The organism is Alteromonas nitratireducens, from assembly GCF_040812025.1.
GTDB classification, from domain to species: domain Bacteria; phylum Pseudomonadota; class Gammaproteobacteria; order Enterobacterales; family Alteromonadaceae; genus Alteromonas; species Alteromonas nitratireducens.
On the sequence record NZ_JBFNPK010000012.1, the window covers coordinates 1 to 18,915 of the forward strand.

General features: G+C 52.1%; 17 protein-coding genes and 5 tRNA genes. 15 read left to right on the top strand and 7 right to left on the bottom strand.

The features are described 5' to 3' along the window. Positions 1-154 precede the first annotated feature (154 nt). Positions 155-493: a zinc ribbon domain-containing protein YjdM gene (locus AB1N33_RS11225; RefSeq protein ID WP_411271644.1), complete on the bottom strand. Its 339-nt coding sequence runs from the start codon at positions 491-493 to the stop codon at positions 155-157. A gap of 319 nt (positions 494-812) precedes the next feature. Here AB1N33_RS11225 and AB1N33_RS11230 point away from each other — a divergent pair, with 319 nt between their 5' ends. The 4 genes from AB1N33_RS11230 to AB1N33_RS11245 all read left to right on the top strand — a co-directional run bounded on the left by AB1N33_RS11230 (position 813) and on the right by AB1N33_RS11245 (position 5,158). Further along, positions 813-1,817 carry a PEP-CTERM sorting domain-containing protein gene (locus tag AB1N33_RS11230; RefSeq protein WP_411271645.1) on the top strand — a complete coding sequence of 335 codons (1,005 nt, stop codon included), beginning with the start codon at positions 813-815 and terminating at the stop codon, positions 1,815-1,817. Positions 1,818-1,935: 118 nt separating this feature from the next. Continuing rightward, on the top strand, positions 1,936-2,403 hold the full coding sequence (locus AB1N33_RS11235; protein WP_411271646.1) for an invasion associated locus B family protein: 468 nt from the start codon (positions 1,936-1,938) through the stop codon (positions 2,401-2,403). Between the two features lie 150 nt (positions 2,404-2,553). Then, entirely contained in the window at positions 2,554-4,170 is a 1,617-nt protein-coding gene (locus tag AB1N33_RS11240) for a methyl-accepting chemotaxis protein (RefSeq protein WP_411271647.1), read from the top strand. A 58-nt stretch (positions 4,171-4,228) separates the two neighbouring features. Continuing rightward, complete coding sequence (locus AB1N33_RS11245) at positions 4,229-5,158, top strand: histone deacetylase family protein (RefSeq protein WP_411271648.1); 930 nt, start codon at positions 4,229-4,231, stop codon at positions 5,156-5,158. Here the strand turns inward: AB1N33_RS11245 and AB1N33_RS11250 are convergent. From AB1N33_RS11250 to tsaA, 4 genes are all read right to left on the bottom strand, one after another. Further along, positions 5,139-6,077 carry a phospholipase A gene (locus AB1N33_RS11250; RefSeq protein ID WP_411271649.1) on the bottom strand — a complete coding sequence of 313 codons (939 nt, stop codon included), beginning with the start codon at positions 6,075-6,077 and terminating at the stop codon, positions 5,139-5,141. The two genes, AB1N33_RS11245 and AB1N33_RS11250, sit on opposite strands and share 20 nt — an antisense overlap. A 28-nt stretch (positions 6,078-6,105) precedes the next feature. Beyond that, positions 6,106-6,945, bottom strand: a complete 840-nt coding sequence (locus AB1N33_RS11255) for an MBL fold metallo-hydrolase (protein ID WP_411271650.1) — start codon at positions 6,943-6,945, stop codon at positions 6,106-6,108. Positions 6,946-6,975: 30 nt separating this feature from the next. Then, entirely contained in the window at positions 6,976-8,670 is a 1,695-nt protein-coding gene (locus tag AB1N33_RS11260; RefSeq protein WP_411271651.1) for a proline--tRNA ligase, read from the bottom strand. A gap of 105 nt (positions 8,671-8,775) precedes the next feature. Further along, on the bottom strand, positions 8,776-9,513 hold the full coding sequence (gene tsaA, locus AB1N33_RS11265) for a tRNA (N6-threonylcarbamoyladenosine(37)-N6)-methyltransferase TrmO (protein WP_411271652.1): 738 nt from the start codon (positions 9,511-9,513) through the stop codon (positions 8,776-8,778). A gap of 256 nt (positions 9,514-9,769) precedes the next feature. Here tsaA and AB1N33_RS11270 point away from each other — a divergent pair, with 256 nt between their 5' ends. The 4 genes from AB1N33_RS11270 to AB1N33_RS11285 are packed head-to-tail and all read left to right on the top strand — an operon-like array spanning position 9,770 to position 14,233. Then, on the top strand, positions 9,770-10,696 hold the full coding sequence (locus AB1N33_RS11270) for an ABC transporter ATP-binding protein (protein WP_411271653.1): 927 nt from the start codon (positions 9,770-9,772) through the stop codon (positions 10,694-10,696). Further along, a complete protein-coding gene (locus AB1N33_RS11275; RefSeq protein WP_411271654.1) occupies positions 10,693-11,427 on the top strand; it encodes an ABC transporter permease subunit in 735 nt (244 codons plus the stop codon). The genes AB1N33_RS11270 and AB1N33_RS11275 overlap by 4 nt, the downstream gene beginning before the upstream one ends. 2 nt (positions 11,428-11,429) lie before the next feature. Further along, positions 11,430-13,259 carry a GldG family protein gene (locus AB1N33_RS11280; protein ID WP_411271655.1) on the top strand — a complete coding sequence of 610 codons (1,830 nt, stop codon included), beginning with the start codon at positions 11,430-11,432 and terminating at the stop codon, positions 13,257-13,259. Continuing rightward, positions 13,256-14,233, top strand: a complete 978-nt coding sequence (locus AB1N33_RS11285; protein WP_411271656.1) for a DUF4340 domain-containing protein — start codon at positions 13,256-13,258, stop codon at positions 14,231-14,233. The genes AB1N33_RS11280 and AB1N33_RS11285 overlap by 4 nt, the downstream gene beginning before the upstream one ends. A 7-nt stretch (positions 14,234-14,240) precedes the next feature. Here AB1N33_RS11285 and AB1N33_RS11290 read toward each other — a convergent pair whose 3' ends face one another. After that, positions 14,241-14,816 carry a DUF1415 domain-containing protein gene (locus AB1N33_RS11290; RefSeq protein WP_411271657.1) on the bottom strand — a complete coding sequence of 192 codons (576 nt, stop codon included), beginning with the start codon at positions 14,814-14,816 and terminating at the stop codon, positions 14,241-14,243. Beyond that, positions 14,813-15,667 carry a bifunctional methylenetetrahydrofolate dehydrogenase/methenyltetrahydrofolate cyclohydrolase FolD gene (gene folD, locus AB1N33_RS11295; RefSeq protein ID WP_411271658.1) on the bottom strand — a complete coding sequence of 285 codons (855 nt, stop codon included), beginning with the start codon at positions 15,665-15,667 and terminating at the stop codon, positions 14,813-14,815. Before folD ends, AB1N33_RS11290 begins: the two co-directional genes overlap by 4 nt. Before the next feature lie 320 nt (positions 15,668-15,987). On the opposite strand from folD, the gene AB1N33_RS11300 reads away from it, so the two are divergent. From AB1N33_RS11300 to clpP, 7 genes are all read left to right on the top strand, one after another. Further along, a tRNA-Pro gene (locus AB1N33_RS11300) sits at positions 15,988-16,064 on the top strand. 24 nt (positions 16,065-16,088) lie between these two features. Further along, positions 16,089-16,165, top strand: a tRNA-Arg gene (locus AB1N33_RS11305). A gap of 93 nt (positions 16,166-16,258) precedes the next feature. Then, positions 16,259-16,334 (top strand) — tRNA-His (locus tag AB1N33_RS11310). A gap of 7 nt (positions 16,335-16,341) precedes the next feature. Next, positions 16,342-16,426, top strand: a tRNA-Leu gene (locus tag AB1N33_RS11315). A gap of 19 nt (positions 16,427-16,445) precedes the next feature. Beyond that, positions 16,446-16,522, top strand: a tRNA-Pro gene (locus AB1N33_RS11320). A 298-nt stretch (positions 16,523-16,820) separates the two neighbouring features. Further along, complete coding sequence (tig, locus tag AB1N33_RS11325) at positions 16,821-18,125, top strand: trigger factor (RefSeq protein WP_411271659.1); 1,305 nt, start codon at positions 16,821-16,823, stop codon at positions 18,123-18,125. 97 nt (positions 18,126-18,222) lie between these two features. Further along, positions 18,223-18,852: an ATP-dependent Clp endopeptidase proteolytic subunit ClpP gene (gene clpP, locus AB1N33_RS11330; protein WP_411271660.1), complete on the top strand. Its 630-nt coding sequence runs from the start codon at positions 18,223-18,225 to the stop codon at positions 18,850-18,852. The last annotated feature ends 63 nt before the right edge of the window (positions 18,853-18,915 follow it).

Sequence of the window (18,915 nt, forward strand, 5' to 3'; positions counted from 1 at the left end):
CTCCCCGGAAGATAGAGTTTGAGCGAGTTTGGCGAGCTTTAACTTAAACGCTCTATTGTATTTGGACATAAAAAGACCCCCAGTAATTGGAATGTCCAACTATTGGGGGTCACTTCATAATTCCTGCCTTTTTTACGAAAATAAACCACGCTTCTTAGTTTGCCTTCTTAACCTTCTCTGACTTCAGTAACATATCGCCTGCACCATCCACCTTGCAGTCAATATCATGGTCGCCGTCGATAAAGCGCTTGATGACCGCTTTGGTACCGACTTTAAGGATCATGGAAGAGCCTTTTACTTTAAGATCTTTGGCCAGCGTGACTTTATCCCCTTCCGCCAGCGGATTACCGTTCGCATCTTGAATTACGGGTTTGTCATCATCGGCGGCATTTGGATCCCATTCGTGCGCACACTCAGGGCAAACCAGCAGGTTCCTGTCGGGATAAGCGAATTCTGAGCCACACACGGGGCAGGCAGGAAATTGTTCAGACATAATAATTACTTCACTGAAAAGCGCGCGTCACTGAAAAGTGCGCAGTATAACCTATTTTTATGCGCCATAGGGGGTGATAAAAATTATGCTTTAGGATAACGCCCGCGTGATCCTTCTCATCATGCGCCTGCGTGTCATCGGAAAAATGCACAGTCACCCCTGTCAGAGTTTTTTACACAAGCATTACATCACTGTAATGTTAAATTTCTAACTCATTGTTAATTAATGAAAAATAAAAAAAGGCGCGATTTGTGCATTGTGTGAAAACTAACCAGTTTTGTTTTTGCAGTAGTGAATTCCGATGGGACAGGAGATAACAATGAAATCTAAATTTGCGAAATTTATTGGCGCCGTAGGCCTTATGGTGTGCGCCGGTTCGGCAAGCGCTGGAGCAATTATCACGGACGGCAATATTGCCTTGGGTGTGGATGACCTTGGTCAGCTAAATGTATCGGGTGGTGTCGCTGATATCTATGGCACGGTTGGCACAGGTTTGCGGTATATTGACGATACTGGTACGCAGTACGAGTCAACGTATCACGGTTGTGTGTGTGAAGGCTGGGGGGTTGCTATTGGCGGCACGTCAGAAACCGGCTTTGCCAATAACTATAGCGGGACTGCGGGCCTGTCGTTGATCAGTTTTGTATCGTCAGCAACGACAGCAACTTCAGTCGTATCGACTGCAAGCATGCAGATTACCCACGCATTTGCCCTCGCTGCAGAAACCGACAACCTGTTCCGGGTGCTGGTTACTATCGAAAACACGTCAAATACGGATATTGCCAACCTGCTGTACCGCAGAACATTTGACTGGGATACGTCACCAACACCATTCGATGAGTATGTCACCATTGGCGGAACGGCGGCGGCCACTGCCATTACTGCAGCGACAGATGATGGATTCTGTAGTTCTAATCCGTTCTCCTCGTGCGGGACGATTGTTTCGGGCTCAAGCGGCGACTTCGAAGCCTCAGGTCCGGCGGATCACGGTGCTAACTTTGACTTTGACTTTGGTGCGCTGGCTGCCGGTGACTCGTTCCAGTTTGAAATTTTCTACGGTGGTGCAATTGGTAAGACAGCCGCGCTGGCAGCTCTGGGCGAAGTAGGTGCTGAGGCATACTCCTTTGGCTGGTCAGGAAGTGATGTCGATCAGGATGGTTATATTGATAGCACAGGAGCGCTTGCGCCGACCTACATTTTTGGTTTCGCCGGTGTTGGTGGTGTAGCACTGCCTGATCCAACCACGGATGTTGATGAGCCTGCCACGTTTGCCATGTTTGGCCTGGCTATGCTGGCACTGATGAGACTACGTCGCAGAGGCTAATCTGCTCACGCTTTTCCAAAAAATAAAATAAGCCGGCATTTGTTCGGCTTATTTTGTTTTTGGTGTTATAAAAAGTGTGTGGTCACCCAATGTGATGTTTAAAAAAGGAAAAAGAATAATGTGGCGAACGCAAATTGGAAAAGTGTGCCTGGTGGTTTTCTCTATGATGGTCGGCGTTGCTGACGTTTCAGCACAAAGTCGCGTGCAAAAGCAGGACTGGACAGTGGTCTGTGAAAATGGCTGTGTGGCCACGCAGCAACTGGAAAGCGAGACGAATCAGGTGAGATACACTGCGGTATTGAGCTCGCCTGAGAATACCGATCAGGTTATGTTGAGGGTCATTTTTCCATTGGGCGTGTATCTGCCTGCAGGGATAGCGTTTAAAGTGGGTGATTATGAACAAACCCATCCAATGACAGTATGTCTGAGAACGGGCTGCTCGGTACTCGTCCCGGTTACCGATGCGCTGGCGACGCAGATGAAAGCGAACAACACGTTGCTTATTCGCTATTTCTCTACGCAGGACAAAGCAAACGAAATTGCACTGTCAATGAAAGGAATTACCAGCACGCTGGATATGCTTTAAGCACAAAGTACACATCGTAATCACCAAAAAAGCAAAGCGTTCCGCTTTGCTTTTTTATTTTTGGGCCGCACAGTCACGCTGTCATTTCCCTGTCATATAAATGACATCTAATGGCGCCATGTTCGTCCCGTTTACCAAGAGTTATCTATTGTGAACTACACCAGCACCAGCCGAATGATCATGACCCCCGTTCTGGCCGCCTTTCTGCTTCTGGTTGTCCTGAACGCGTCCTCCATCATGAAATCGTTTTCGCTGATCAATCAGTTTGAGTCACTGGAGGCATCGCTGATCCAGGCCGAACGCGATGTAAAGGATGTGCTTAGTACCTTCAAAACACAGGTGCAGGAATGGAAAAATGTGCTGCTCAGAGGCAGTAATGCCAAGGACCGGGAAAAATACTGGCAACGTTTTAAAGACCGGGAAGCAGAGATTGATACGCAGTTTTCTGCCATGCTGAACAACCCGCTTATTGACGATGCTGTCAAAGCGAAAATTCGTCGTTTTCAGGCAGCCCATGCAATCATGGCAGACAAATACCGGGAAGGGTATCAGGCCTTTGTTGACGCCGGGTTTGACCCTGCTGTCGGGGACATGAAAGTGCGCGGCATCGATCGAGAGCCTGCCACGCTGTTATCGGAGATTGCCAGCAATATTGACCGTCAGTCAGAGCAGGCAATTGAAGAACTTAAATCAGGCACGCGCGGGCTCTTATGGCTTATTCTGACCGCCGCCGTGGCACTGTCACTGCTGGCTATCATCTACGTGGTATCGCGGTTACGCACCCAGGTGGTCAAACCGCTGAAGCAAATTGCCCGCAGCCTCCACGACCTGGCGAACAGCCGTTATGATACCCGTCTTGATTACCATAGTGACCATGAGCTGGGTGTGCTTGCTGATGCGGCTCGTCATCTCCAGAACAAACTGACAGAGGTGGTCAGTGAACTGAATGCAGCAGAGGGCGAAATGAGCAGAGCTGTAGAGAGTCTGGGGGATGTCAGCACCAGTATCAAAACGGGAGCCCAGGAGCAACGCAGTGCTTCCCAGTCTCTGGAAGCGATGACAGTGCGTTTGCGCGATATTGTGCACAGCCTGGTGGCGATTACTGATCAGGTTGCCGTCGCGACCAACCGCTCGGAGGAAAATGTTGCGTCATGCTTTACGACATTCAAGAAGGCGAACGAAGGCTTCCGTCAGCTCGCCACAACGGTAAATCATTCCAGTGAAATCGTGGTGGCACTGCAAAGCCGCAGTGCCACAATCCTGAACGTCGTCAATGTGATCAATGAAATTGCTGACCAAACCAACCTGCTGGCACTGAATGCCGCGATTGAAGCAGCCAGAGCCGGGGAACATGGTCGTGGCTTTGCCGTTGTTGCCGATGAAGTCAGGGCGCTGGCAGCTAAAACACAGCAATCAACACGCGAGATAAACGACATTCTTTCCAGCTTCGAATCGGAAGCGCGCGGCGCGGTAGCTGCCATGAAAGAAGGAAAAGCATTGTCAGACGCCAATGCAGAAGAAGCGGCAGAAGCTCTTACCATTCTGAATCAGGTCGTTAACGATATCAAAGAAACGGCGAGCGTCGTGGTGGCATTGAATGATGCTGCCGATGATCAGGAAGTGGTGCTGCGGGATGTTGAAGCCATCATTCAACAGGTGGTATCGTCGTCAGAGAAGTATCACGCCCTCTCCGAGCAAGATACCATTGCGTTGTCGATGAACCGTATGTCTGACAACGTTGAAAAAGTGGTACGGCAACTGACCTGACCGGTTACCGAATTTCGTAATACACTGGCGTGACCATGATAATCAAAGAAGAGGTAGTATGGTTCCGCTGGTGTTTCACCCTATCTACAGTCAGTTGTCTCTGCCTGCCCGACATCGTTTCCCGATCGGGAAATATCAGGGGATACGTGATGCTCTGGCAGGCCATGGCGTGGCAGATAGTTGCTTTTATACGCCTGAGCCCATTAGCCGGGACGCGTTGTTAAGCCATTATGCTGCGGATTATGTTACTGCGTTGCTGGATGGAACGCTTGATGCAAAAGCGATGCGGCGTATTGGTTTCCCCTGGTCGGAACAACTGATTGCCCGCACTCTGACCGCGGTGGGCGGAACCTGCCTTACTGCCGACCTTGCGCTTGAGCATGGTATGGCGCTGAATCTGACCGGTGGATATCATCATGCGTTTGACACGTATGGATCCGGGTTTTGTCTGTTCAATGATCTGTACCTTGCAGCCCATCGCATGCTTGCTCATCCGTCGGTTGACCGTGTATTGATTATTGACTGTGACGTGCATCAGGGGGATGGCACGGCCTGGCTTGCCCGCAATAATCCGTCGGTATTTACCTTGTCATTACACGGCGAAAAAAACTTTCCCTACCGCAAGCAGCAGTCCGATATGGATATTGGACTGGAGAAAGGGACCGGTGATGATGCGTATCTGCAGGCGCTGGATGAGGCCTTACACCTGGCCTTTATTCAGGCTCAGCCAGATGCCGTTATCTATGACGCAGGGGTCGATATTCATGAGGATGACGACCTCGGCCTGTTATCTGTAACCACAGACGGAATTTACCGGCGTGATCGTATGGTGCTGGGGGCCTGCAAGCAACACCGGCTGCCAGTCGCGGCAGTGATTGGTGGCGGATACCAGCGGGATATTCCTGCGCTGGTGAAGGTGCACCTGCAGCTTTATCGGGCTGCAGGTGTGATAACCGAAAAGAATGGCGTTACAGAAACTTCAGCCTGAAGCCCAGCCCAATCCGTTCCTGGGAACGGTTATAGTCAATCAGTGAGTCACCGTAGCCGTTGAAATACTGTAACAGCATTTCATAGCGTTCACTGATGGGGTAACTGAGGTTAAGCTGCAGGCTGCCACGGTTGCCTTTGAAACGCAGGTTGTTACGCATCAGCGCCAACAATTTCAAATCGCCAAAACGGGTGCCATAGCCAAACTCAAGTCGCCCGTAATAATCGTTAATGTCGGGGTTGTCATCGCCACTGGGATCTGACGGGAATGCCTTTTCGTCTTCCGGTATACGGTACCAGGTTTTCAGGTAGTAGAGATTCTCTTCGCTGGAGAAAAGAATAGACGCAAACACGCGGTTCCAACTGCGTGAGCGCTCGCCACTTTGTCCGTTGGACATGTGGTTAAAGCCGACCTGAAGAGTATTAAAGGTATAGCCAAGCAGTTTAATGTTGGCATTCTGCTGCCAGAAAAACTCCGGCTCATAATTTGTTTCGCGAAACGGTTTGGATACTTCACTGTTGTACAACTGCCAGAATGAGGTCAGAGTGAAGCCGAAGAACAGCCCGCTGGCAGACTCATCCGTCGTATACAGCGGTGTCTTCACGCTAATTTGAAACTTCGCCTCGGAATTATCCACATTGGTCGGCGTTAAATCCTGGTTGCCCAGCGAATTCGGGTTCGTCACGTAGGTGAACGGCAGGATATAATTCTGTCTGTACTGGGTGATAACAAACGGGTTTTTTACTGCCGTTTTTTCTGCGTTTACCCGCTCCTCAACCAGACTGACCTGCTCCTGCCCGGTACTCGTGTCGACGGGGTCGGACGCATCAGTCTCCTGTGCCGACACAGAAAAAGAGGAGGTGGCACAACCCAATATTGCGGACAGCGCAACGGCATAACGTAAATACGATCGTTTCAATGTAATGTGCTCCTGCGATTTACACAGATCAGAATGAAAGGTGTTGTCCTTCTGCGGCAGCAAAGACAGAGACGGATGATTGCATCAGGGTGACATACTGGTGACAGTGCGCCACAACATGATCGATATCATCATCGGTACGCTCTGGGTCGTGACTGTACAGTGCCAGCTGTTTAACGTTAGCTGCCATCGCCAGCTTCACCGCTTCCTCCGCAACCGAGTGACCCCAGCCCGACTTGGCAGGCATATCATCAAGCATGTATTGCGCATCATGGATGAGCAGATCAGCATCGCGCACGAAATCAACAAACTGCATAAAATCCGTTTCTTTTTTATAGGGAGGATACAGTTCGTTGTCGGTGAGATAGCCAATTTTTGCCCCATCGGCTTCGATCAGATACGCACTGCCGCTTCCCGGGTGATTCATTGTGATCCGCCGGATAACGGCGCTGTTGATCGTCCAGCTTTCTTTGTCTTCGGGCAGCACTTCCAAGCGAATAGCCGAGGACAGGGCGTCAAAGGGGACCGGAAACACGGACCCTTTCATTTGCTGCAGGATCTGGTCGTATTCGGGCAGGCTGGTCCTTCCCGGATAAATGATGATTTCACGGGATTTTTGATACGCGGGTGCAAAGAACGGAAAGCCCTGAATGTGGTCCCAGTGGTTGTGCGTGAGCAGCAGGTGGATGGGTGTTGAGGTTTTCGCCAGCTTGTTGCCGAGCAGGCGAATGCCGGTACCTGCATCAAGAATGATATCGGTACCGTCGTTTAGCACAAGGTGAACGCAGGCAGTGTTACCACCATAGCGAACGTAATCGGGGCCCGGTGTTGGAATGGACCCTCTTACGCCATAAAAGGTAACCTGCATGCGAACTCCCTTATCTCTGGCCGCGACCGGCTATAGCGCACTGATAAATGCAGACACATCCGTCAGGTTGAGCATTTGCTTCTCTCCGGTACGTCGGTTTTTGTATTCGACCTGTTGATTGTCCAGATTCCGCTCACCGATGACAATACTGTGCGGGATGCCAATCAGCTCCATATCATTGAACATCACACCCGGGCGCTCTTTTCGATCGTCGAACAGAACCTCCACGCCCATATCACTAAGTGTAGCGTATAGCTGTTCAGCCGCTTCCTTAATGCGATGTGACTTGTGCATATTCATCGGGATCAGGGCAACTTTAAATGGCGCAATGGGATCTGGCCAGATAATGCCGAATTTGTCGTGGTTTTGCTCGATGGCTGCCGCCACGATGCGAGATACACCAATACCATAACAGCCCATCGTCAGCGTCTGGTGCTTTCCGCTCTCGCTCAGCACGCCGCAGTTCATGGCTTTTGAATATTTATCACCGAGCTGGAAAATATGACCAACTTCAATACCTCGCTTGATTTCAATGGTGCCGTTGCCATCCGGTGACGGGTCACCCGCTTCAATATTGCGGATATCTTCAGATGCTGTCGCCTGAGCCCAGTTTGCATTTTTTACCCAGCTACCTGCGGCGTTGCCACCACAAACAAAGTCAGCAAGCGCTGCGGCGCTGTGATCGACGATAACCGGAATGGCACAGTCGGTTGGATTAGCAAATGTCAGTGGTGCGCCCAGTACCGCAGCGGCTTTTTCGTCACTCAGCACGTCAAGTGGGGCACGAACACCGGCCAGTTTTTCCGCCTTGATGTCATTCAGTGAATGATCTCCGCGCAGCACCAGGGCGACATAGCTGTCATTGTCGTCTGACTCGGCAGCAACCACGACCAGCTTCACTGACTGGCTCAGTGGCACCCCAAGGTGTTCACAGGCCGCGGCCAGTGAATCACCCGCACCGGTAATGATTTCTGCAGGCTGACCAGAGGGTTGTTGTGGTGCCGGTGCCACGGCCTGCGCCATCTCAATGTTGGCGGCATAATCGCTGCCTGACGAGAATGCAATCGCGTCTTCACCCGAGTCGGCAAGAACATGAAACTCATGGGATACGCTGCCACCAATAGCACCAGAGTCGGCGATAACGGCACGGTACTCAAGCCCCATGCGTGAAAAAATACGACTGTAGGCGTCATACATAGTCTGATACGTTTCAGCCAGTGAGGCGTCGTCCAGGTGGAAACTGTAGGCGTCCTTCATGGTGAACTCACGGCCGCGCATGATGCCGAAACGGGGACGGACCTCGTCACGGAATTTTGTCTGGATCTGGTACAGATTCAGTGGCAGTTGTTTGTAACTGCTCACTTCATTACGCACCAGTGCAGTGATGACTTCTTCGTGGGTCGGACCCAGCACAAAATCACGCTGGTGGCGATCTTTGATACGCAGCAACTCTGGCCCGTACTCGTCCCAGCGGCCCGACTCTTCCCACAGGTCAGCAGGCTGAACGACCGGCATCAGCACTTCGATAGCGCCAGCACGGTTCATTTCTTCGCGCACGATGTTGGCGACCTTGTTCAGCACCCGCAGGCCCGTCGGCAGCCAGGTATACAATCCGGAGGCAAGTTTGCGGATCATGCCGGCACGTAGCATCAGCTGGTGGCTGATGACCTCAGCGTCGGCGGGGGTTTCTTTTTGTGTTGATAACAGGTACTGACTGGTGCGCATCAGAACGGCTCTTCCTATTGATGAGATAGTTAATGCGCGTATTCTAGCAGCATGTTGCCGGCCTTAAAAAGGGAAATACGAGCGTGATGAAAGGGTTAGTCTGATTTAACCAGCACGGCCGGGCTCACCATCACGGATCGCAATGACATGGATGCAGCCATCCACCATGCGCCAGAGAATATCCGCATCGTACAATGCCACGTGATAGTCGCGCTCGTCAGTCTTTAGTTTGTGACGATAGGCCGGGCGCGGATCTTGCGCCAGAACGCCGGTTAACAACGAACGAAAATCTGCGTGTTTTTTGTTCCGGCGGGCCAGTTCCGCTTCGCAGTCTGGCGCAAAGATAACCGGTACCTGACCGGGGGCGATGGGGTTAGGCAGGGCGTCGGTCGCGTCCGGGATCCCGTCGGCATAGGGCAGGTAAGGTTTAATATCTATGATGGGAGTCCCGTCAAGTAAGTCTACCCCTTCAACCTCCAGCATCAGCGTTTTTCCGTCCTTAACCAGGCCGCCATTACGTACCACCGACATGCCAATCCCATTAGGGCGATGTGTGCTGCGACTTGCAAATACGCCCAGTGTTGCGTTCCCTCCCAGACGGGGCGCTTTAACCGCTGGCTTCCAGCCGCGCTCCATGGTTTCGTGGAACAAAAACAGCAGCCACAGGTGACTGAATGCATCAATGTCTTTAAAGCAGGTTGGATCGGAATACGGCGCTAAGAACGTGATCATGCCTTTCGCATTAACCAGGTTCGGCTGTCGTGGTATGGCAAACTTTTGCCTGAACGGCGTAGCGATGTGCCCGATGGGGGTCAGGGAGTATGACTCCAATGATGCTGGCATACTGATTGGTGTCCGTTAGTCGTATTGTGGCGTGTTATACCGCAGCGCGCAGACGGCGACAACCCGGCATTCTCTCTCGGTAACCGGAATTCGGCGCAATTACCCTGAAATAGGGGTGATTGAATTTTGACACTGTGTCAAAATATTGGACATTGAATTTCCTTGCCGCCACCCCTTTGTTTTCAGTGGCGGGTGTTCCTGGCTGAAAAGACGGAATAAACCATTTCCTGATGGGAATGATCGTAGTAGGACACAGATGATCTCAGTAACGAACTTAACCAAAACGTTTGGTGAGCTGCGTGCCGTTGATGCACTCAGTTTTACCATTAATCCTGGCGATATCGTCGGGTTTCTGGGCCCGAACGGGGCAGGCAAGTCAACCACAATGAAAATGCTGACCGGGTTTCTGAGCCCGGATGATGGCAATATTGTGATTGACGGGAAATCACTGGATAAGGCGCCGAAAGCGGTCAAATCACTGATTGGCTATCTGCCGGAAGGCGCACCCGCGTACGGTGACATGACGGTGTACCAGTATCTTTTATTTATTGCATCCGTTCGTGGTCTGAAGGGGCAAAACAAAAAGGACCGGCTGAAAGAGGTCGTTACCAAAGTGTCACTGGAAGAGGTACTTGACCGACGGATCGAAAACCTGTCGAAAGGATTCAAGCGGCGGGTCGGGCTGGCCCAGGCGATGATCCATGATCCCGCTATTCTGATTCTGGATGAGCCTACTGACGGACTCGACCCGAACCAGAAGCATCAGGTCCGCCAGCTTATCAAGACACTGGCGCGCGATAAGATTGTCATCATCTCTACCCATATCCTTGAGGAGGTTACAGCAGTCTGCAGTCGCGTCATGGTTATCAGCAACGGCAAACTGCATTTTGATGGCACGCCCAATGCGTTCAGACAGCGCTCCCGCTATTATCAGGCGGTGACACTGAAGCTGAGTTACGCCGCCGATATCTCCGGGCTGGCTGAACTCGACGGGGTAGCCGATATGGAAATTGACCGGGAAACCGGTCGTGTCACCCTGTTCCCGGAGGACGGTGCACTGATCATCAATGCGGTCGCCGAACATATTCGTTTACGGCAGTTGCCGGTAGACGAACTGAGTGTGGAAAATGGTCGTCTGGATGAGGTATTCCGGTCTATCACCACACAGGAGGGCGCAGCGTGAGACAGGTTCTGATTATCGCCCAGCGTGAGTTTTCCAGCTACTTTGCGACCCCTGTCGCTTACGTGTTTGTCGCCATCTTTCTGATGCTAAGCGGCGTTTTCACCTTTTTTCTTGGCGACTGGTATGAACGGGGGCAGGCTGATCTGCTGCCATTTTTTAATGTGAATCCCTGGCTTTATCTGTTTCTGGTGCCCGCCATTGCAATGCGCAGCTGGGCAGAGGAGCGAAAATCCGGCACCATTGAGCTGCTTATGACCCTGCCGGTGTCGGTATGGGAAGTGGTGGCCGGTAAGTTTCTGGCCGGCTGGGCAATGCTGGCGCTTACGCTGGCCATGACCTGCCCCTTATGGCTGACAGTCAATTACCTTGGGAGCCCGGATAACGGAATCATTCTGGCTGCCTATGTTGGCAGCTGGCTAATGTCAGGGGCCTTCCTGGCGATTGGGTTGTGCATGTCGGCCATCACCAGAAATCAGGTTATCGCGTTTATTCTGGCGATTGTGGTGTGCTTTGTGTTCGTCTTTTCCGGTTCCACACTGGTGCTTGATGCCTTTGAGCCCTGGGCGGGTAACGCCATCCTCGACGGCGTCGCCGCCCTGAGTTTTCTGACGCACTTTGAGGCGATGGCAAAAGGCGTACTGGCACTCAATGATGTTATGTACTTTTTGGTAGTGATTGTGGTCTGGCTCTATGCGAGCCTGGTTGTTATCGAGTTGAAGAAGGCAGAGTAATCATGAAAAAAGCATCCGCCCTCATCAGCCTGTTTTTGCTTGCCATTGTGTTCATTTCAGCGACACTGCTGAACAATGCACTGCTGGATAATTTTCGGGTCGATCTGACTGAGAAGAAAGTCTACTCATTGTCGCCCGGCAGCCGCGCCATTATTGCATCGCTGACAGAGCCGGTTAACGTGTATTTCTTCTTCTCAGAGGAAACGTCCAAAGGTATGACCGGGTTGCGTAATTATGCAAACCGGGTCGAAAGCCTGCTCCAAGAATACGAAAAAGCATCTGACGGTAAAATTCGTTTGCACCGCGTCGATCCGGAGCCGTTTTCAGAGGCCGAAGACCGCGCGGCCGCATTTGGTCTGACAGCGGCTAACGTCGGGACGCTTGGCGAGGCCGTGTATTTCGGCATTGCAGGCACGAATGCGCTGGATACGCAGGAAGTGCTGCCGTTTCTTGATCCGCAGAAAGAACAGTTCCTGGAATACGATATCAGTAAGCTGATCTATCAGTTAAGTAACCCACAGGACGTGACGGTGAGTATCGTCTCTGCATTGCCTCTGGCTGGCGGGCCAAATCCAATGACTGGCCAGTTTGATAACGCCATGGTGATTTACGAACAATTACGCCAGTTATTCACCGTGGAACTGGTGCAGCCCGATGCTGAAGCCCTGCCTGACAATACCGATGTACTGGTGCTGATGCATCCGCAGGGGCTCAGTGCAGAGATGCAGCGCGCGGTCGCACGGTTTGCCGTGACCAAAGGACGCATTCTGGCGTTTATTGACCCGCACTTTGAATCCGACCCGCTGCAGCAGATGCAGGGAGGACAGGCAAATCCATCCTCATGGCCATGGCTTGATGCCCATGGCATTACGGTGTCTTCTGGTGTGGTCCTTGATCCTCAACTCGGGCTGGATGTCCGCGACCCACAAGCCGGCGTGATACAACACCCGGGCATCCTCGGGCTGGGCGCAGAACAGCTGAACCGTGATACCATCACAACGGCGAATCTTGATGCACTGAACGGCGCCTCATTTGCTGCGATCACACAACAAGCTGGCAGCCCCTTGACCATGGAGGTGCTGGCAACAAGCAGCAGTAATGCCGTACTGATTGAGGCTGACAGGTACGCGCAGGACCCGTCCCCGTCGTCACTCGCTGGTGCCATCAAAGGGAATGGCGAGCAATTTGTGCTGGCTGCCCGGTTTGACGGGTTGGCAAAGCCGGTGTTCAGCGATGCGTCAGCGCAGCAGTCCACGCCATCAGAAATGACGCTGATTGTTGTCAGTGATGCGGACCTCATCACCAACCCGTACTGGGTGCAGCAAACGCCGTTTTTTGGCGATATGTTGTACACCCCGTTCGCCAACAATGGTGACTTTATTATCAACGCGGTTGAGAGTCTCGCGGGTAGCCGGGCACTCACCAGTATCCGCAGTCGCGGCACATTCTCGCGACCATTCACCCGGGTTCAGGAATTAGAAGTTGCCGCACAGGCCCGTTTCCGTGAAGAGGAAGAAAAGCTCCAGAGCGCGCTGTCCGAAATTGATATGCAACTGGCGCAACTGGAGTCGCAGCAGGCAGACGGTGCTGCACTGGCGCTCAGTAACCAACAGCAGGCGATGATTGATGAGTTTATTGACAAGCGCCTGTCGCTTCGACAGGCATTGCGTGATGTTCGCTATCAGTTGGATAAAGACATTGATGCGCTTGGCAACCAACTGAAACTCGTCAATATTGTTATTGCCCCCCTGGTCATGGTGTTTTTGCTTTTCCTGCTGAGGCGTGTGTTCAGCCGTCGCTCAGGCGCATTTAAACGGAGCCTGTCGCAATGAGAGTTCTGGTGCTTGCCGTTATAGCTGCGTGTTGTATTGCCGGCTTGGTGTTTATTAAATCACAGGACGCAACCACAGTGTTTGAGACCGGCCAGTTGCTGGCGTATGACATTGAGGGGGCGTTGCCGTCGGTGAATAGGGTGTCAGTGTCCGACGCCGATGGGCTGCGATTTGAAGCCGTGCTGAATGATGATGTCTGGATGGCATCGCATCTGGACTCCCAGGTCAGATTTCCGGTTGATAAAGACAAGCTGAGTAACCTGGTTACGGTGATTCAGCAGGCCAAGGTGCTTGAAACCAAAACAGCGGATCCTCGCTACTACCGACAGCTTGGCGTGGAGCCTGTGACCGAAGCGGATGCCACGTCTGTCGAGGTAACGCTGGCGACAGCGAACCAGACGCTGATGCTGCTCGCGGGTCAGCGCGCACAAAGCGGACGCGGACAGTTTGTAAGAATCAACAACCGGGCGCAGACACTGCTGATTGACGAAGCGCTGCCCGTACCGGGCTCGCCATACGCGTGGCTAACCCGTGATGTCCTGCCATTTGAGACGGGAGATGTCCGTCGTATCGTTGTCCGGCATGGCGATGAACAAACCATGACATTTGTGCGTGATGAAAAAAATACCTGGCTGTGGGAGGATATACCAGCAACGGGGAGTCTTCGCTACCCGGAGGTGACGGATGCGACGGTCGAGGGCATGCTCAGTCCATCTTATGAGGCAGTGTCAGTCTATCTGCCTCGGGTGTGGGAGTCGCTTGCCCTGGCTGGTGATATTACCTTTATCCTCGAGTCGGGATACGAGGTTACTGCCTATGTCAGTGAGCCGGACGAGCGCGGTAATCAACAGGTCTGGTTCTCGCTTACCGGAACTCACTGGATTAGTGACTGGGTGCTGACATTATCAGCCTATCAGGCCGGGCGGCTGTTGCCTGATGCTGATCAGCTTCTTACCAGCGATCCGGATAACTAAGTCATGTCTATTTGCGCTTTGGGGCGCTGAACGGACAGGCTCGGAGCGCATCGAGCTTGTCTTTAAAATAGTCGCCTCCCAGTGCATTGGCGGTGGCGATATTGGCGGTGTAAATGTCGTCGGGATCACCGTCGTAGTGCGCCAGGGAGCGCTCAATATCGGCCTCCCTGATTAGGTGAAAAAGCGGGTAGGGTGAGCGGTTAGTGTAGTGACTGGCTGCAGAGGCGGGTTCACCCTCAAACTGATAGTCAGGATGAAAGCTCGCCAGTTGGTAAATGCCATCATACCCAAGTGACGACATCCATTGTGTAGCCAGTGCCAGCGTGTCCAGGTAGCTGTCGAACTCATGCATTTCCTCATGCATCAGTATCAGCAGCGTGGTCGCCGTCTCATTGTCATCGTCAAGGTGTTTACATTCCGCATTCAGCACGTCGGGCAGGTCGACCATGCCGGCGTCCGTCAGCACATAACGAATACGCTCTGGCTCCCTGACATAGCGGGCAAATGGACAAAAATTGTGTTTAATGACAATGTCATCAAGCCATTGCCGGGTCGCGGCAATGGCCGGGTGGAGCGAATTCATGAATGGTACTTAACGTAGGCTTCCAGCGTATTTTCGATAAGACTTGCTACGGTCATCGGGCCGACACCACCGGGAACCGGCGTAATCCAGCCCGCACGTTCTTTGGCTTTATCAAACGCCACGTCACCAACCAGTGAGCCATCGGTTAAGCGGTTGATACCCACATCGATGACAATCGCACCGGGTTTGATCCACTCGCCCGGAATGAAATTGGCTTTGCCGACAGCAACGACCAGCAGATCGGCACGACTGACGTGGTTGCGCAAATCCTGGGTGAACTTGTGACAGGTTGTCACGGTGCAGCCCGCCAGCAGCAGTTCCAGTCCCATCGGACGCCCGACAATATTCGAGGCCCCGACAATAACCGCATCAAGCCCTTTAATTGGACGTTTGGTTGCCTCGATCATGGTCATAATCCCTTTGGGCGTGCACGGACGCAGTGCCGGTATACGCTGGGCGAGGCGGCCAATATTGTAAGGATGAAAACCGTCAACATCTTTGTGAGGATGAATGCGCTCAAGTACTTTCTCTGCGTTCAGACCAGCCGGCAGTGGCAGTTGCACCAGGATCCCGTCGATCTCTTTATCCGCGTTGAGCTCATCGACCAGTGACAGGAGGGTGTCTTCGGTTGTATCCGCGGGCAGGTCAAACGAGCGCGAAACGAAACCCACTTCTTCACAGGCTTTGCGCTTATTGGCAACGTAGACCTCCGAGGCGGCATCACTGCCAACCAGAACCACAGCAAGCCCGGGAACCCGCTTGTTCGCCTGCTTTAATGAGTCAACGTAAGCGGCAACGTCCTCTCGGACCTGCCGGGAAATGATTTTTCCGTCTATAAGGTGAGCTGTCATGCTAATCACTACTCTGTCATCTGGTTCATACCGCTACCCTGTATTGTTTCATAAAACAGGCTATAGCTGCCAGCATTCTGTTGGCTATCGCTGACGCGTCCCGTGATGAAAAAAAGCGCGGCGTAATGTTGTTACTGAAGCAGATTGTCTGTCACACTTGCACGGCACTCAGCATGCGGCTGTCAGCTTAAAAAAGCACCCTATTGGCTGCTTTGTGAGCGGTCGGACATTTGCTTTAAAAAAGTGTTTGACGAGGGTAAAACGAGGGGGTAGTATGCGCACCCCGTAACGGCGAGGAACTTAACGCGCTGTTACACTGTCGGTGAGTGGCGCAGCTTGGTAGCGCACTTGGTTTGGGTCCAAGGGGTCGCAGGTTCAAATCCTGTCTCACCGACCACTTTTTTGAGTGGAGATTCGCCGGGCGTCCGTAGCTCAGCTGGATAGAGCAACGGCCTTCTAAGCCGTGGGTCGCAGGTTCGAATCCTGCCGGACGCGCCAGTCGTTGTCGCAGGCAGTAATCACATCAAAAATGTCGTCAGCGTCAATGTAGCGTGTTACACTTACGTTGGTCTGTCGAGCCACACTTCTATGGTGGGCGTAGCTCAGTTGGTAGAGCCCCGGATTGTGATTCCGGTTGTCGTGGGTTCAAGTCCCATCGTCCACCCCATTTTCCCGCGGAAGTGGTGGAATTGGTAGACACGCTGGATTTAGGTTCCAGTGCTTCACGGCGTGAGAGTTCAAGTCTCTCCTTCCGCACCAAAAAAAAAGTCAACAAATTCGGTGAGTGGCGCAGCTTGGTAGCGCACTTGGTTTGGGTCCAAGGGGTCGCAGGTTCAAATCCTGTCTCACCGACCATTTTCTGCCTGAAACATCGTCCCATTTATTGCTATCGCATGGCCCATTAGGTTTTTTCCGCGAACTGTTTTATTACCACTCGACTCTGTGAAACCAGAGCTGTATACTACCGCGTCTTTTTTAACATGACGTGTCAGGCATGTTGTTTCGAACAAGCCAGACGACGAGTTTTATCTGGCGGCAGGTCAGCGATTTGCCGAAATGAGATAACGCTTCCCATTTATGTCGATCGGTCCTAGCCGGCCAGAGTGGGGAGATAAATACAGCGTCCGAAACGACGTAAAGTTGAGGTAGAATAATGCAAGTTTCAGTCGAGACGACCCAGGGTTTAGAACGCCGTCTTACTATCACTGTTCCAGCTGAGTCTGTTGATTCAGCGGTAAAATCACGTTTGCAGCAGCTGGCTAAAACCCAGCGTATCAATGGTTTCCGTCCAGGCAAGGTGCCAGTAAGTGTTATCAAAAAACGCTTCGGACAGGCTGTTCGTCAGGAAGTAGCTGGCGATGTGATGCAGCAAAACTTCTATCAGGCCATCGTGCAGGAAAAAATCCAGCCCGCGGGCATGCCAAAATTCGAACTGACCAAAGACGAAGACGGTGCAGATCTGGAATTCGTTGCGTCTTTCGAAGTCTATCCTGAAGTTGAAGTTAACGGCGTCAGCGACATCGAGATTGAAAAGCCGGTTGTAGAGATCAAAGACGAAGACCTCGACAACATGATGGAAACGCTTCAGAAGCAGCACGCGACTTGGAAAGAAGTAAAGCGTAAAGCGAAAAAAGACGACCGCGTTGTGATCGATTTCGTTGGCAGCATTGACGGTGAAGAGTTTGACGGCGGTAAAGCGGAAGACTTCACGCTTGAGCTGGGTCAGGGCCGTATGATCCCAGGTTTTGAAAAACCAATCGTTGGTGCAAAAGCCGGTGAAGAAGTCACCGTTGAAGTGACGTTCCCTGAAGATTATCACGCCGAAGCGCTGAAAGGGAAAGACGCCGTATTCAAAGTAAACGTGAAGAAAGTGGAAGGCCAGCAACTGCCTAAACTGGACGACGACTTTGCGAAACTGTTTGGTGTTGAAGAGGGTGGCGTTGACGCACTGCGTGAAGAAGTTCGCAAGAACATGCAGCGTGAACTGAGCCAGACTCTGAAAGCCAAGCTGAAAGAAGACGTGATTGCGAAGCTGGTCGAGAAAAACGAAATCGACCTGCCTCAGGCACTGATCGATCAGGAAATTGATGCACTGCGTGAGCAGGCGAAGCAGCGCTTTGCACAGCAGGGCGGTGGCGCAAACCTGCCAGAACTGCCGGCTGATCTGTTTGCAGACAACGCCAAGCGTCGCGTAACAATCGGTTTGTTGCTGGGTGAAATCATCAAGCAGAATGAACTGGAAGCGAGTGACGATAAAGTCAACGAGATGATCGAAACGTCTGCGTCTGCGTACGAAGATCCGCAGGAAGTCATCGAGTACTACAAGAACAATCAGGAGCTGATGCAGCAGATGCGCAACGTCGCACTGGAAGAGCAGGCAATTGAGTGGGTTCTTGATCAGGCAAAAGTGACCGAAGTCACTAAAGCGTTTGATGAGGTTATGAACAAACAGGCGTAATTTTTTATTGTCTGATTGACTTAACCAGTCACCTACTGCTTAAATGCTCGGAGCCTTCCGAGCATTTTTGTTTTAAGCGTTAGATATCAAGGTAGCTATGATTAATACCCCGATAGATCCAATGAATGCCCTGGTCCCAATGGTCGTCGAGCAGACGTCAAAAGGGGAGAGATCCTACGACATTTATTCACGATTGCTGAAAGAAAACGTCATCTTCCTGGTAGGTCAGGTCGAAGACCACATGGCGAACCTGATCGTCGCACAAATGCTGTTTCTGGAAGCAGAGAATCCAGAGAAAGATATTTTTCTGTATATCAACTCTCCGGGCGGTTCTGTGACCGCAGGTATGGCTATTTACGATACCATGAACTTTATTAAACCTGATGTCAGCACGGTATGTGTAGGTCAGGCTGCGAGCATGGGCGCGTTCCTGCTGTCCGGCGGCGCGAAAGGAAAACGCTTCTGTCTTCCGAATTCGCGCGTCATGATTCATCAGCCGCTGGGTGGTTTCCAGGGGCAGGCGTCGGATTTTGAAATCCACGCTAAAGAAATCCTGTCAATAAAAGAAAAATTAAACCGGTTGATGGCTCAGCATACGGGACAGGACTATGAAACGGTTGCGCGTGATACTGACCGTGATAACTTTTTAAGTGCAACCGAAGCGAAAGAGTACGGCCTGATCGACGAAGTCTTAACGAACCGATCTGACGCAGCGGTCACAAAGTAACAGAGTGATACCAACCGGGCCGGCGATTCTCGCTGGCAGTTTTCCGGGCAAGGCAGAGGCAAA